This window comes from Ruegeria sp. F5 (genome assembly GCF_056533845.1).
The window spans coordinates 269,539-284,435 of record NZ_JBQFOU010000004.1; the positions used below are offsets into that span (position 1 = coordinate 269,539).

The following is a 14,897-nucleotide window of genomic DNA, read 5'->3' on the forward strand; positions in this document are numbered from 1 at the left end:
CAGAACGATTTACTTTGGCAAGGCGAGATGCCAACCAACCCGAAAGGATACGAGTTATGGCTTCCCAAACTCTGACTGCTGGCAAAAACCAAGTAACCTTCAAATCCTTTGGAGTGGATTTGGCTGGCGATCTTTACCTTCCCGAAGGTTTTGATGAGACCAAGACGTACAAGGCAATCGTGGGCGCCAGCCCGTTCCCGCAGGTCAAGGATCAGATTCCGGCTACTTACGGCCCGGAAATGGCCGCCCGGGGCTTCATCTATCTGGGCTTCGATTACCTGGGCATGGGCGACTCCCCGGCCTTGCCGGGTGAGCACAAACGGTCCCGCTACATGTTCCGCCTGATTGAAAACACCTGGGACGCGGTTTCTTACCTTGGAACACTTCCCTGCGTCGAAGAAATCTACGGTCTGGGCGTGTGCCAGGGCGGCTCGATCATCGCATCGGCAGCCGTGACCGATCACCGGATCAAGAAGATCGCCATGGTATCGGGCATGATGGCGGCGGATGCATTCCAATGGGCCGACCGCGACATGGCCAATCAGCAGATCGCGGCCGCGAACGCGTCGAAGCAAAAGATGTACGAGACAGGCCAGCCCGATGTCGTGGCCCCCTTCGGCCTGAACGACGAGATGTCTCGACAAGAGTTCACTGATCTGGGCGTCAATCCGATGGCCGGAGAATCCTATGACTATTACGGGCGCGACGGCGTGAAAGGGCCAACGGCGGTTCCGACCTACTCGAACATGCATATCGGCGATCAGGGCATGCAATCCCTTATCTCTATCGGGGAAGCCTATGCCGACAAGATCGTGCAGCCCTCTCTGACCATCTACAGCACGTCGGCATTTACAGCGATTTGCTCGACCCAGTTTGTCGAAAAGCTGACAAATGAGCATGAGGAACTGACCTTCGACGAATTCGGCCACGTGGATTTCTACTACAAGCCCGAGGCCGTGAAGGCATCGACCGACGCCGTGGCGGAATTCTTCGACCGGTAAACCGATTTGGCAGAGGTCGCACTGCGACCTCTGCCCTCTCAAAGTCGTATGATCGCGGTATCAGCGGCAAACGCTCCGCATGGGATTTGCCAGAGCTTTAATCAATGCCAGCCCAAGACCTTGGCTGGCATGTTACGTCCCTTATGCCGGACTTGGGCAAGGCATCAATCGCGGACAAGATGGCCGCCATCCACATCCAGCACCGCGCCCGTCAGAAACCCGTTTGTCATGGCCATGACCGCAGCCAAAGCGACGTCTTCGGCCTTACCGACACGCCCGACGGGCAAGCTGCTGCCAACCTCGGTGTACATACGCTCGCGCGCCTCATCCGGCATTGCGGCATAGGCTTCGGTTGCGACCATGCCGGGGCTGATGCAATTCACCCGCGCGCGGCCGGACAGCTCCAGCGCCAGCCCTTTCGCCAGCGTCTCGACCGCCGCATTCACCGCACCCAGACCCGAGGCTCCGGCAGATGGGCGGCGGCTGAGGACGCCGGAAAAGAATGTGATGGAGCCGCCTTTGACCAACACAGGCAAGACTTCGCGCGCAGCCACATAGGGGCCGATGAACTTTGCCTCGACCATGGCGCGCAGATCGTCCGTGGGCAGATCCGTGAACGCTCCACGCGCAGCGCTTGAGGCCGAGATCACCAGATGATCCACCGGTCCCAGCCCGCCGGCCCAGGATGCCACGCCAACTTCATCCGTCGTGTCCACTGGCGCGATCTGCACCCCGCCCCTGATTTCCTCCGCTGCGGCCTGCAACTTGGCCGAGTTGCGGCTGGCAATGGTGACCTTCGCGCCAAGGGCGGTAGCCATTTTTGCGGTGGCCTTACCCATGCCACTGCTGCCGCCGACGATGACGATATGTTTGTCTTTCAGGGCGGGTTCGAAAACCGTGCTCATTGCTTAGCTCCTTTTTGTCAGGTTGGTCAGTCGATGCTCAGCACCAGCTTGCCGGTGATTTCGCCTGCTTCCAGACGGCGGTGCGCCTCGGTGGCTTCTGCAATGGGCAAGGTGGTGATCTGCGGGCGCAGAACGCCGGTCTTCAGCAGGTTGAACACCGTCTCCATATCCGCTCTGAATCCATTGGGGTCGTTGACGTAATAGGTGTAAATGTCGCTGACCCGGACCGAGACGGATTTCTGGAAATGCTTCGCCAGATCTTCGGCAAAGCTGCCTGTTGGCGGACCGGCAAGGAACCCGAACAGAACTGCCGTGCCAAGCGGGGCCAGCGCGTCGAGGTCGGATTTCAATGACTCGCCCGAGATCGGGTTCAGCGTCAGATCCACCCCGCGCCCGCCGGTGATCTCCATCACCCGCGCTGTGACATCTTCGGTGCGATAGTCGATGCCGTGATCGGCGCCTTGGTCTTTGGCATACCCAAGCTTGTCGGTGCTGGCCGAAGCGATCACGGTCATGCCCAGATGTTTGGCGATGTGCAGAGCCATGGTGCCGACACCGCCTGCAGCGGCGTGAACCAGCACGGATTTGCCCGCCGCCGCACCGCCCAGATTGACCAGCATGTGATAGGCGGTCATCGCGTTGACCGGGATCGCCGCAGCGGTGTCAAAGCTGATCGTATCGGCCAACCGGGTCACGTAGGGCGCTGCGATCACGGAATGCGTGCCGTACCCGCCCGCACCAATCGGCCCCATCCACGCCACGCGGTCACCCACAGCGATCCCCTCGACACCCGCACCCAAGGCTTCCACAACTCCGGCCCCTTCAACACCCGGCACATGCGGCAGATCGGGGATCATCCCTTCGGGCATCTCGCCCCGGCGGATTATCGTGTCGATAAAGTTGACCGCCCCGGCATGGTTGCGGATCAGAACTTCTTGAGGACCGGGGGCTGGAACCGCGCGGTCGGTCTTGCGCAAAACGTCCGGGCCGCCGGTCTGGGTGATTTCAATAGCGAACGGCATGATGTGTCTCCTTCTGTTGCGCAGAAGGTAGAACTCGGGCCCTTTAGTGATAATGGTTGATTTTGGATCAGATTATCTCAAAATTAGGATAATGATCTATAATGACCTTGCTCTGTTCACTGTTGTCGCCAACCACCTCAGTTTTTCCAAGGCTGCGGACCGGCTGGGCGTTCCGCTAAGCCGGGTCAGCCGCCGGGTTGCCGAACTTGAGCATCATCTGGGACTAAAGCTGTTTGAACGCACCACCCGTCAGGTTCGCCTGACGGAAGAGGGCCGCCGCCTTCTGGATCGCTGTCAGGACCCGATTGAAGCCCTTCAGAGCGTTTCGGGTTTCGCGGACGAGACCAGACGGCAAATCATCCGTATCACTGCACCGCCACTGGCCGCCCGGACAACCATAGGCCCGCGTTTGCTGGGATTTGCGGAGCAGAACCCGGACGTTGAGCTTGAGCTGACCACAACGAACGTGTTGCTGGACTTCTTTCGGGACAATATCGATCTGGCGTTTCGCCTCGGGCCCCTGACGGATTCCGGTCTGATCGCCAAGCGGCTGTGGTCGGTGCCCTATCGGTTTTGCGCCGGGGCGGGATTTATCCGGGACCACGGGCTGAGCGCACCAATCTCGCGTCAGGAGTTTCAGGAATTGCCCGCGTTGGCGGCGGGTCAACCCTGGGTGCTGGAGACCGGCGAGACGGTGCGGCCGTCCCATATTGCGCACAGTTTAAGCGATCTTGATGTCATCGCTCAGGCTGCGCAGCGCAATCTGGGTGTCGCAATGTTGCCCGCAGATATGGTCCATGGCGACCTGCACCCGCTCGAGGTCGAGGATGCTGTGCCCCTGACCCGAGCCATGTTTGCCGTCTATCCAAGCCGACGCCTTTTGCCTGCACGGGTCAGGAAACTGATTGATTTCATGGTGCCCGGATAGCCTACCAATCAATCGCGACGCCGTCGCGAAAGAACCCGCCGGTCGGGCCGTTTTGCGGCAAGGTTGCCGCCCAGACGACCCCTTTGGCACCCTCGGGCACCGGACGTCCCCCGCCGCCCATATCCGTGGCAACCCATCCGGGGCAAACAGCGTTGACGAGGATGCCCTTTGGTTTCAGTTCCGCCGCCGTTTTGATGGTCAGCGCATTCAGCGCCGCCTTGGAAAGACCGTAACCGGGCGTTCCTGCTGACATGCCGGTCAGTGCCCCAGCGCCCGACGACACGTTGACGATCCGGGCACCCTGCCCGTTTTGCAGCAGCGGGACTGCGGCGATTGTCGTGGCCCATGGGCCAAAGAGGTTGGTGTCAAACCCACGGCGCACACGATCAAGATCGGCGCGATGCGCCTGCTGATCCGTGTCGTAATCCACGCCTGCGTTGTTTACCAAAACATCGAGACGGCCAAAGCTGGCTTCGATCTGCGCGAAAACCGCAGTGACCGAGGCCGGATCGGACACATCCAACTCTACCGCTTCCGCATCGTGCCCAACCTCCTGCGCTGCGACTTGTCCTTTCCTCAGATCACGCGCGCCCATCAGGACTTTCAATCCATGATCCCGCGCCAGTTGGCGCGCGACCTCTTTGCCGATCCCCCGGTTGGCCCCGGTCACTAGGGCAATTCGCTGTGTCGTCATGATCACCTCGGTCAGTTTGCCTGCGCGCCGCGTTCCCCTGCGGTGGCAACAAGGCCACGGTCGCCGGTTTCCCACAATGCGGTCATGGTCATCGAGGTGACAACCCAGCGGTCATTCAATTTCTCAAGCTTGTAATCGTACCGACCGCCCAGCACCCACAACCCATCATCAAGGCTATGGGTCGCGGTGAAATCGGCCTGCGCCGTGGCCGCGTTGTCGGTCAGCGAGGTGATTGCGTGGTTGGTCACCATGTGATGCGTGCTGTCAAAGCCGGGAAGGAATACCGCCCAGCCCGCCACGAGGTCATCGGCGGGTTGTGTTGCCGGTTCTCCGCCCCAAAGGCTGGTGTAGTCGATGGTCACGGTGTCGGCAAATGCGGCCCGCACGCGGGTCCAGTCGTGGCGGTCGGCCCCTGCCGCAATGTCGGTGATCGCGGTTGAGATGCCGACCTGTTCTTCGGCAAACGCTGCGGTTCCGATCATGGTCACGGCCGCAAGGGTGGATGTGAGTTTTCTGTGCATGGGAAGTCTCCGATTGACTGAGGGGGGACGCCGAAGGGTCGTCCGTCGTCCCGACGGGTCTTAGTTGCTCAGACCGGCGCTAAAGTGGACGGCCACCGCGTCCGCGGCACGAGTGACATCCTCGGGGTTGTCGTAGAAATCGAACTGAGTGACGTCTTCCAGCCATTGCGCCGTAGCTTCGCCCGCAAACCCGGCCAGAAAGGTCTGCACACCCTGCGGGATCGCCGCGCTTTCCGAATGGACAACGGCCAGAGGCTTGTCCAGACGCTGCGGATTGTCGGCGGGATGATAGGTCAGCCAGCCTTCCCAGCCTGCGTTGTCCCACTTGCCGTCGTATTCCGGGATCGCGCCACGGTCGGCTTCGTAATAGTAGCCGCCAATCGGCATCAGCACACCTTCGGCACCCTCGGGGCCTGCGGCGGGAATGATCTGACCCCCTGCGGCTTCGGCTGCGTGGGACACTTCGATCAGCCCGGCAACGCCTTCTGCGCCGCCATAGACGGCCTCGACGATCTCGGCGTTCTGCAACCAGGGCGCGACCAGACCCAGCCGCTGAACCAGCGGGTTGCCGGACACCGCATCGACCATGTACCCGGCCGAGGCGCAGATCCCCAGACCGTTGATGTGATCGGCGTCCACTTCGGGCAGGGTCGCGACAAATGCAATTGCGGCTTTGATGTCCGAGGTCTTGGCCTCGGGGCTTTCCACAAAACGCACATGGTTCGGCAGATCGCCCGACTTGCCCCAACCGCGAAAATCGAAGGTGAAGGCAGCAAAACCCCGTTCAGCCATTTCGCGGGCATAGTTGGCAGGCATCTGCTCCTGAACCGAGGTCCAGGCCCCGGTCACGACGACTGTCGGCAGCGGTTTCTCACCACGCTCTTCCGGCAGGTACAGCGTGCCGGACAGGACAGCGCCTTCGTTCTCAAACGTCACGGTGCGGGTTTCGACCTGCGCGACGGCGGCTGTCGAGGCCATCAGCGCAGCGGCGGTGTTCAAAGCGAGGGTTTTCATGGCGGTATCTCCCAAGGTCATTCTGAAAGGGCGCAAGCCCGATGACCCAAGAGATACGAGGTTTGGACCGGCCAAACTTGCACCGGACTGCCGCGTTTTTGAAAGATCCTGCTTCAGGTTGTGTTTGTTGCGCGAAACGCTCGCGGGGTTTGCCCCACCACCTGTTTGAAGCTGCGGGTGAAATGCGCCTGGTCGGAAAACCCGCAGGCCAAAGCGATGTCCCCCAAAGGACGCGCCTGATCCTCCATCATCTTCATCGCCTGTTCGATCCGATAGGCCATGACATATTGCATGGGCGTCGAGCCCAGCGTTTCCTTGAACACCCGCGCGAAATGCGAGGGGCTCATACCCGCCTCAGACGCCATCTGCTCGACGGTGATCGTCTGATCCAACCGGTTCTGCACATAGGCCAGCACCCGTTGATAATGCTGAGACGTGAAACGCGCCGACAACTCAACCTCTTCCGCGCGGCGTTTTCCGTATTTCTGCAGCAGTTTGACCAGAAACACCCGGCTCATGGCCTCGAACATGACGACCGAGGACATGTCGTTGGTTTCCAGCGCATCGCGCAGAATGACACCGGCGGCACACAGATCGGGGTCGGAAAACTGCGGCAGGTCGTGAAACTGTTCCGGTGCCAGCAGCATCCCAAGTTCGGACTGGGCAAAGTTCTGTACCTTGTCCGGGTGCAAGGTGATGACGATTACGTCGGATTGCCCGTACCATTGCCATCCCGACCGCATCCCAGCGGGGGTCACGATGACTTCATCCTTTAGAAAGATGAAATCCCGCAACGCACCATCCCGCCAGTTTTTCACCCGGTGGCCGTTTTCCTGAAGGTTCAACAGGACATGATGTTCGGAAAACACATCCTCGGGCATGCGGTCCGGTTGCGCCTGAAAATATCGCACAGACATCAGCCCCGCCGCCGAAGGCCGCTGCATCGCATCACTGTTGAGCAGCGGTTCCGAAGGATAGATATCAGCGTATTTCAAGGGCAATCACCGGCTCCGCCTGAGAACGCAACCAGCTTTGCAGGTATCGGCATGGCAGACAACGCTGGACTGGGGCGATTGACTGGTCCCGATCAAGCCGTCAAGTGTTGTTCCATATGGTCGATGAACAGCTACGGCTAACCCCCTGCCATTACGAATGCGGCAACAGTTCGGGCCGGCACGGGTTCTTTCCCGTCCACCGATAGGTAGAATATCAGCACGAAAACAGATTCTGAGACCATCGTGACCGAGATTGATCACCTGAAACACTGGCTAACTTCCGAAGGTCGGTTGCTTGGCGATGAAACGCAAATCGTCCAGGGCTATTGCGAAGGTTTGGTGGCGCTTGGTGTCCCTTTGTCCCGCGCGCGGATTGCTCAGAACTACTCCAACCCACTGCTCAGCGCCTGGGGCATCATCTGGACACCCGAAGAGACCCGCCGCTACACCGTACCGACCACCGTTCTGGCAACCAGCGCGTGGCATGGCAGCCCCTTCGAATATGTCGTCACCCAGCGGCGTCCATTGCGCAAACGCCTGACCGATCTCGACCTCAAGGCTGAACATCCGGTTTATGCCGAACTTGCCGAAACGGGTGCCACCGACTTTCTGGCCATCCCTCTGGAACACGGCAACGGATCGGTTCAGGGCACCAGTTTCACCTCGAATGCAGAAACAGGATTTTCGGACGCGCATATCCTGTACATCGAAGACACGCGCTACGCCCTTGCCGCTGCATTGGAACCCATCGCAATGCGCCATTCGCAAAAGAGCCTGCTGCAAACCTATCTGGGATATGGACCGGCCGAGGAAATCGGTCAGGGCCAAATAAAACGCGGCGAACACAGGACTGTCTCTGCCGCGATCCTGTTTGCCGACCTCCGCGGCTTTACCGAGAAAGCCTCGGCCTGGCCCGAGGCCGATTTGCTGAACATGATGGGTGAGTATTTTGAGATGGTCGTCTCGCCCATTCAGGATACAGGCGGCGACGTTCTGAAATTCATGGGGGATGGCATACTTGCGGTTTTTGATGTTGATGATTGCGCTCAGGCCTCTTGCAGGGCGGCCGTTGGGGCGGCACATCAAGCCTTGGACAATCTGCGCGATTACAACGACAAAGCTGCCGCCAAAGGCCAAAAGGCCATCGAATTCGTGATCGGCATCGATTTCGGGCGGGTGACCTTCGGCAATATCGGCAGCCCCGATCGTTTAGATTTCACGGTCGTCGGTCAGGCTGTGAACGTGGCCAGCCGCGTTCAGGACCTGTGCAAGACGCTTGACGAAAAGATACTGGTGACACAGAGCGTCGCAGAGCACATGGTGCGTGATGCGGAGTCAGTCGGCTACCATCCCATCCGCGGTTTGCGCGCGGATATTGAAGTGTTCAAGGTCTGAACAAACCGTTTCTGATTTCAATTCTTAATAACAGTCACTTCAACCGTTTCGATCACCGATCTGGACGTCTGGGACCGGGCCAGAAGAATCTGCACTAGGCTTCACAGCGATCCCAAGCCATTCGAACATCCGATATGTGTCACCAGCCCAACTATCCCGAGGCCTGCCTCACGGGTTTTCTACGGGACGAGACGGTGGATCAGATGGCTCTGACCCACACACCCCGCTAAGACACTCTGCTCATGCCCATTTAGGCGGGACCGACGGTTCAGCTCGGTCTACAACGTCAGACCAAGCTGCACCTTCTGCGAACCGGCTCTGATCACCCACCTCGAAATCCTGTCAGACGATCATGCACCTGCCAAAATCCTTATTTCCGTCCGGCCACAATCCGATCCAGAATGAGCGCACAGAACAGGATCGCCAGACCGGCCAGAATGCCCTGGCCCGCTGCCGCGTATTGCAGTGCCTCCAGCACGTCTTCACCCAAGCCCTTGGCTCCGATCAGCGAGGCCACGACGACCATAGCCAGCGACATCAGGATGGTCTGGTTCACCCCCGCCATAATGGTCTTGTGCGCCAAAGGCAGATCCACGCGCCACAGCAAATAGCGGGGCGTTGCACCGAAAGCCAAGGCAGCCTCGCGCACGGTTTCGGGCACTTGTTGCAGGCCAAGAACGGTGAAACGGATCACCGGCGGGCTGCCGAAGATCATGGTTGCGACCACGCCCGCAGGTTTGCCCGACCCGATGAAAGCCACAACCGGGATCAGATAGACGAAGGACGGCATCGACTGCATGAAATCCAGAATGGGCCGCACGATGGCAAAGGCGCGCGGGCGGCGGGCGCAATAGATGCCCAGCGGAATGCCCAGCGTGATCGAGATCAGCGCAGCCGCGCCCAGCAGCGCAATCGTGGTCATCGCCTTTTCCCAGAAATCCAGCAGACCCAGATAGGCCAGCGCCGCGCCGGTAAAGATCGCCACGCGCGGACCAGCCGACAGGTAGGCCAGCATGATGATCACCAGCGCCACAACCGGCCAGGGGGTATCGACCAGCACGACCTCGATCCAGTCCAGCAGAGTGCGCATTCCATAGGTCAGCCCGTCGAAAAACCCGCGCCCGGCGGTTTTGGTCCATTCGAACACCGCCTGAACCCCGTCGCCGACATTCAGACGCCAGTCGCGATTGGTCGGAAAGGTTTTCAGAACGGCCACCGCATCCGGCTGCGCGAATTTTATCATCGACAGGATGACCACCACGGCAGTCAGCACCGATGCAACAACCAGCCGGGGGAGCGACCAGCCATGGGCGACGCTTTGGTCCGAGCGCCAGCGGGCGAACTGCCCCTCGAGCGTCCAGTTGGCCAGCGACGCGGCCAGAAACTTGACTGCCAGCAGAAGCACGATCCCAATGACCAGATAGGTGATGCCGGTCGAATCGGCGGTGCGCGCGGCCTCCTGCGCGCTTGCAAGTGCACCCTCAAGCGACTCCGCAGCGCGTTTCAGGGATTCAAGAGAGGATGCTCCGGATTGCTCTGCCGCGGCGATCTGCTGGCGGCGCAGTTCCAGCGTCTGTTCGATCTGTTCAGCCCGTTCGCGGAATTCGCGCCCGAGATCGCCGAACAAACCAAGCCCGATCTGAATGTAAGCCAGCGTCTCCAGCACAAGAAACCCGAGGAACCACGACCACAAACCACGTGCCCCGAACCAGATCGGCCCTAGGATCGCAGCCGCCTTGTTCAGCGTAAAGCGATAGCCGGGGGCCTGCATCATATAGGCGAAGGTCTTTTGATAATAGGATTGCCCCTGCCCCACAAAATCTCCGATCAGACCATTCAGGCGGTCGGCGGTTTCCGGTTGGATCTGTTGCATATCAACATGTTTCATAGCGGTCCCCTTATGCCTGACTGTCCTGAATCGCGCGGATCAGACCCGCGCGGTTGATCACGCCAACGGTCTTGCCGTCCTGCGTCACCGCCACGACGCCATGCCCATCGACGCACAGGTTCATCAGATCGGACAGGTCCATATCCGGATGCGCCTCTTTAGCGTCATCGGGCACTTCGCCGTGATGCGCTTCGAACTCATCGACCGGCTTCATGACCGCGTGGGCAAAGATCATGTTGAGTTTGGAAATCCCGGCCACGAAATCGGCCACGTAGTCATCGGCGGGGTTGAGGATGATCTCTTCCGGCGTGCCGATCTGCACGATGCGCCCGTCCTTCATGATCGCGATGCGATGGCCGATGCGGATCGCTTCGTCCAGGTCATGGGTGATGAACATCGTCGTCTTGTTCAGTTTGTGGCTGAGTTCCATGAACTGATCCTGCAGCTGCTTGCGGATCAGCGGGTCGAGGGCCGAGAACGGCTCGTCCATCAGCAGGATTTCAGGATCGGCAGCGATGGCGCGGGCCAGACCGACACGCTGCTGCATGCCGCCCGACAGCTCATGCGCGTATTTGTCTTCCCAGCCGTTCAGTTCGACCAGTTCCAGCACCCGATCCGCCTCTTCCCAGCGGCGGGCCTTGCCGGTGCCGCGGATTTCCAGCGGCATCGCGACGTTGTCGCGGACAGTGCGGTGGGGCATCAGGCCAAAGTTCTGGAACACCATCGCGACGCGCCGGTTACGCAGGTCGCGCAGGCCCTCATCATTCAGGCCCATCACGTCATCTCCATCCAGATAGATATGGCCGTCGGTGGGTTCCAGCAGGCGGTTCACGTGGCGGACAAGGGTCGATTTGCCCGAGCCCGACAAGCCCATGACGCAAAAGAGCTCACCCCGTTCGATCTCGAAACTGGCATCGGCCACGCCCACGACGCAATTGAAGCGCTCCAGCACTTCGGCCTTGCTCAAACCCTCGCTATGGATGGCGTTCAAAGCCTCCTGCGACCGTGCGCCGAACACTTTCCACACGCCTTTTGCGTCGATTGCGATTTCCGCTGTCATACTGGCCCCACCGCTGTTGATTTGTATGTCGTGGTGCCCCCGCAGAAACGGGGGCGCACAGGCTTCAGTTGGTGGTCAGACCCAGCCAGCTGTCGACGGTATCGCCATTGGCGGCAATCCATTCCGCGACGACCTCATCCGTGTCGCGACCCTTTACGACGACCTCATAGGTCAACCCGCTCAGCGCGCCCGCATCCATGTCGATATTGGCCAGGAAAGACGCCGCCGCCGGGTTGCGCTGTTCCAGCGATTTGGAATGCGCCACGGTCACGGTTTTGACCGGTTCGCCCGTGCTGACGTTGGATTTGTTGTACCAATCGGCGTCCTGATCCGGCTGCACCATCTTGTAGGTGGCCGCATCATGCTCGGGCTCTTCCAGAATTGTCACGTCATACAAGGCGTGCACGTAATGCGGCGCGTAGCAGTAGAAGGCCGCCCCTTTCTGCTGATCGATCTGATCCTTCAGACGCGAATAGAATACCGTCTCATCCTCGGTGGTCGGCGTCAGGAAGGTCTCGATCCCATAGTCCCGTACACGTACCTTGAAAGTGTTGGTCGAGGCCCAGCCCGACGCACCGACCCAAACCTCACCCATACCGTCGCCATCTGAATCGAACAGCTCTTGTGCCATGGGCGTGGCCAGATCGTAGATCGAGCGGATGTTGTGATCCTCGACCATGTAGTTCGGCACGCAAATCCCCGCGCGGCCTTCATAGCTGCCCGAGGACAGCGCGACGGTGCCTTTCTGGTCGACATATTCATCCGTAAAGGACGACTGGTTCGGCAGCCAGACATCCGGATGCACGTCGATATCGCCACGCCCGCCATCCATCGCGGCAAAGATCACCGCGTTGGCACCGGGGGCATAGCCAACTTCCCCACCCAAACGGGTTTCGATGACCTGGCCGATAACCCGGCTCATGATCTTGGCACCGGGCCAGCTGGGTTCACCGACCGTGACCTTATCCTGCGCCATTGCCGTTGTCGCGCCCAAGGCCAGCGCCAATGTTGTTGTAAGCGTAAGTTTTTTCATATCATTTCTCCCGTTATGTTGAGTTACATGCGCCATCAGGCGCGTGCCCGCTTGCGTTGCGGGTCTATGAATGGAATGTCCGAGACGGTGGCGCTCAGGCGTTTCATCCGCCCGTCGAGTTGACCGATTTCCAACGCAGTACGGTTCTCCGCGTGTTCGACCGAAAGACGTGTCATGGCGATCGCGTGTTCCAGAATGGGCGAGCGTGTGGCCGAGGTGACTACACCCACCTGCCGCTCACCCGCATAGACAGGGGCACCATGCGCCGGCACATCGTCGCAGCCGATCAACAGCCCTTTGAGCACCCGGCGCGGGTCACGCGCGTTGCGTTCCAGCGCGGCCTTGCCGGTGAATTCGGTTTTGCTCAGATCGACGGCGAAGCCCAGTCCGGCCTCAAAGGCATCCACGCCCGGTGCGAATTCCGCGTTGGCCGCGGCCAGCCCTGCCTCGATCCGGATAATGTCCAGCGCGGCCGAGCCCATTGGGGTGATCCCGAACTCTTCACCTGCGCCCATCACGGCATCCCAGATCGCCACCGCATCGGATTTTGAGCAGAAGATTTCATACCCCAATTCCCCGGTATACCCCGAGCGCGACAGCATGAACGGCGCGCCTTCGCGGTCGTGCAGCCGCGCGATGGTGACGCCAAACCATTTGAGATGATCGAGACCCGGTACATGCGGTTGTGTAAAGGCAATCTTGCGCAGCAGATCGCGCGACTTCGGCCCTTGGATGGCAAGGTTCGGCATTGCACCGCGCAGTGCATGGACCCGCACCTGCAAGCCGCGCGCATCCGCCAGTTCCTGCAGCACGCGCCCGCTTTCCTCGGACCCGCAGCACCAGCGAAAAATTTCGGGGGCGAGGCGAAACAGTGTGCCATCGTCGATGACCGATCCGCTCTCGTCGCACATAAGCGTGTAAGACCCGCGCCAAACCGGCAGTTTCGCGACATTGCGCGTGGTGGCCAGTTGCAACAGCGCCTCGGCATCCGGGCCGATGATGTCGAACTTGCGCAGGCCGCTCATGTCCTGCACGGTGACCGCCTGTCGGCAGGCCCAATACTCGCCCAGAGTGCCATGGGCGGGATAGCTGACCGGCGTCCACAAGTCCCGGGCCGGAGCGAAATTCTGGGTCAGTGGGGCCAGACGGTCATGAAATGCGGACTCCTGACTGATCGACATCGGGGCGTCTTCCTTTTCACGATAGGCAACCGCACGGCGGATTGGCGTTTCGGGACGGTAGATGCGCACATGCACATCGGTCGGGTTCCAGCCGTTGATGGGGTCAATGTCATCCGGGCAGGCCGTCGAGACACAGACCAGATCCTCCAAAGCGCGCATGGCGACGTAATCGCCGGGGCGCGAGTGGGATTCCTCGGTCAGGATGTGATGGGATGCCGGGTCGATCCATGTGCTCCAGAAGAAATTGATCGCAGGCCACGCGGCGCGGCGCGCCACCCCATAGGGGGCCAGAGCGTTTGACATGTTGTCAGAACAGTTCAGGTGCCCCGGAAAACCCCTTTCTTCATAGCCCCGCGCCGTGCAGGCCAATCCGAATGTATCGTGCCGCCCGCAGGTGTCCTGAACTACATTCAGCAGTGGCCGCATCTCGCGGTCATAGAACTTGTCCAGCAAGCCGGGACCGGGATAGGCCCGCCGCACCATGGAGCGGGTCGCGGTCGAGTCGATCATCCACTCGTGCCCCCGGTCCAGACCATCAGCCCGCAACGCCATGAAGTCAGAGCATTGCTGGCCCTCGACATCGATTATCTGAACGACTTCTCCGGCCTTGAGCTCATAGGCCAGCGCGCTGCCCCGCTGCACGGTGAATTCATCCCGCGTGTCGCCCAGCAAAGGCGGCAAATGCGGGCCTTTGGTCGCTGCTGACTTGTGTTGGACCGTGATGTTCCCGGTTCCCCTGCCTTCGATCAGCCCTGGAACACAGGCAGGACGGATCACCCAGACCGTGACCGCCTGATCCGCACGGAGAATCAGCGGCTCGGGCCCATGATCCAACCTGTGACAGAGAACCCGCCGCCCCCCGCCCTGCCCCGAGACCCAGGCCGAGAGCCGGGTACTGTCAAACTCGTCCCACTCAATCAGCCCGGTTCCCGTCAAACCCAGCGCTGCCAGTCCCGGTTGCCCCTCGTCGGTGAAGGCCACCACTTCCAGCGGTCGCGCTGGAGCAACCCCTTCTATCGAAAGCAAATCTCCGGGTTCCACAGTCAGCCGAACGGCTTCACGTGGGGCAAGAATATGCGCGCGGGTATCGGACGCTTTTGGAAACCCCGGAAACAGGCGACCGGGGCCGTCAAATCCCGTGTTCGTAAACGCATGTAAGACCGAAGATCCCTGCATATCGGCGTCAGATTCCCAAAATGTAACTAGTTACAGAGGTTGATGAAACTAGTTACATATGTCAACTCTTTCCTTAGAAACCCG

Annotated in this window: 13 protein-coding genes; 3 read left to right on the forward strand and 10 right to left on the reverse strand. The window is 60.2% G+C overall.

Annotation, left to right across the window (positions count from 1 at the left end; all coding sequences use genetic code 11):
• Positions 1-56: 56 nt before the first annotated feature.
• Positions 57-1,001 (forward strand): alpha/beta hydrolase, encoded by a 945-nt coding sequence (locus ACR0K1_RS08435; RefSeq protein ID WP_480849920.1) that lies wholly within the window; start codon positions 57-59, stop codon positions 999-1,001.
• 164 nt (positions 1,002-1,165) lie between these two features.
• Here the strand turns inward: ACR0K1_RS08435 and ACR0K1_RS08440 are convergent, their stop codons facing one another.
• A complete protein-coding gene (locus ACR0K1_RS08440) occupies positions 1,166-1,906 on the reverse strand; it encodes an SDR family oxidoreductase (protein ID WP_480849922.1) in 741 nt (246 codons plus the stop codon).
• A gap of 26 nt (positions 1,907-1,932) precedes the next feature.
• Positions 1,933-2,928 carry a quinone oxidoreductase family protein gene (locus ACR0K1_RS08445; RefSeq protein ID WP_480849924.1) on the reverse strand — a complete coding sequence of 332 codons (996 nt, stop codon included), beginning with the start codon at positions 2,926-2,928 and terminating at the stop codon, positions 1,933-1,935.
• A gap of 91 nt (positions 2,929-3,019) precedes the next feature.
• On the opposite strand from ACR0K1_RS08445, the gene ACR0K1_RS08450 reads away from it, so the two are divergent.
• Positions 3,020-3,856 (forward strand): LysR family transcriptional regulator, encoded by an 837-nt coding sequence (locus ACR0K1_RS08450; RefSeq protein ID WP_480849926.1) that lies wholly within the window; start codon positions 3,020-3,022, stop codon positions 3,854-3,856.
• A 1-nt stretch (position 3,857) separates the two neighbouring features.
• Here ACR0K1_RS08450 and ACR0K1_RS08455 read toward each other — a convergent pair whose 3' ends face one another.
• The 4 genes from ACR0K1_RS08455 to ACR0K1_RS08470 form a co-directional block, all read right to left on the reverse strand.
• A complete protein-coding gene (locus ACR0K1_RS08455) occupies positions 3,858-4,550 on the reverse strand; it encodes an SDR family oxidoreductase (RefSeq protein ID WP_480849928.1) in 693 nt (230 codons plus the stop codon).
• A gap of 11 nt (positions 4,551-4,561) precedes the next feature.
• Positions 4,562-5,071, reverse strand: coding sequence for a nuclear transport factor 2 family protein (locus ACR0K1_RS08460; RefSeq protein WP_480849930.1), 510 nt, complete (start codon positions 5,069-5,071; stop codon positions 4,562-4,564).
• Positions 5,072-5,131: 60 nt separating this feature from the next.
• The gene (locus ACR0K1_RS08465) at positions 5,132-6,085 is read right to left on the reverse strand and encodes an alpha/beta hydrolase (protein WP_480849932.1); all 954 of its coding nucleotides are present in this window, start codon (positions 6,083-6,085) and stop codon (positions 5,132-5,134) included.
• A gap of 113 nt (positions 6,086-6,198) precedes the next feature.
• Positions 6,199-7,086, reverse strand: coding sequence for a helix-turn-helix domain-containing protein (locus ACR0K1_RS08470; protein WP_480849934.1), 888 nt, complete (start codon positions 7,084-7,086; stop codon positions 6,199-6,201).
• Between the two features lie 237 nt (positions 7,087-7,323).
• Here ACR0K1_RS08470 and ACR0K1_RS08475 point away from each other — a divergent pair, with 237 nt between their 5' ends.
• Entirely contained in the window at positions 7,324-8,475 is a 1,152-nt protein-coding gene (locus tag ACR0K1_RS08475; RefSeq protein WP_480849936.1) for an adenylate/guanylate cyclase domain-containing protein, read from the forward strand.
• A gap of 370 nt (positions 8,476-8,845) precedes the next feature.
• Here the strand turns inward: ACR0K1_RS08475 and ACR0K1_RS08480 are convergent, their stop codons facing one another.
• From ACR0K1_RS08480 to ACR0K1_RS08495, 4 genes are all read right to left on the reverse strand, one after another.
• A complete protein-coding gene (locus tag ACR0K1_RS08480) occupies positions 8,846-10,363 on the reverse strand; it encodes an ABC transporter permease (RefSeq protein WP_480849938.1) in 1,518 nt (505 codons plus the stop codon).
• 10 nt (positions 10,364-10,373) lie between these two features.
• The gene (locus ACR0K1_RS08485) at positions 10,374-11,423 is read right to left on the reverse strand and encodes a quaternary amine ABC transporter ATP-binding protein (RefSeq protein WP_480609551.1); all 1,050 of its coding nucleotides are present in this window, start codon (positions 11,421-11,423) and stop codon (positions 10,374-10,376) included.
• 64 nt (positions 11,424-11,487) lie between these two features.
• The gene (locus ACR0K1_RS08490; protein WP_480849941.1) at positions 11,488-12,456 is read right to left on the reverse strand and encodes an ABC transporter substrate-binding protein; all 969 of its coding nucleotides are present in this window, start codon (positions 12,454-12,456) and stop codon (positions 11,488-11,490) included.
• A gap of 35 nt (positions 12,457-12,491) precedes the next feature.
• Positions 12,492-14,813: a DUF1989 domain-containing protein gene (locus ACR0K1_RS08495; RefSeq protein WP_480849943.1), complete on the reverse strand. Its 2,322-nt coding sequence runs from the start codon at positions 14,811-14,813 to the stop codon at positions 12,492-12,494.
• Positions 14,814-14,897: the final 84 nt, after the last annotated feature.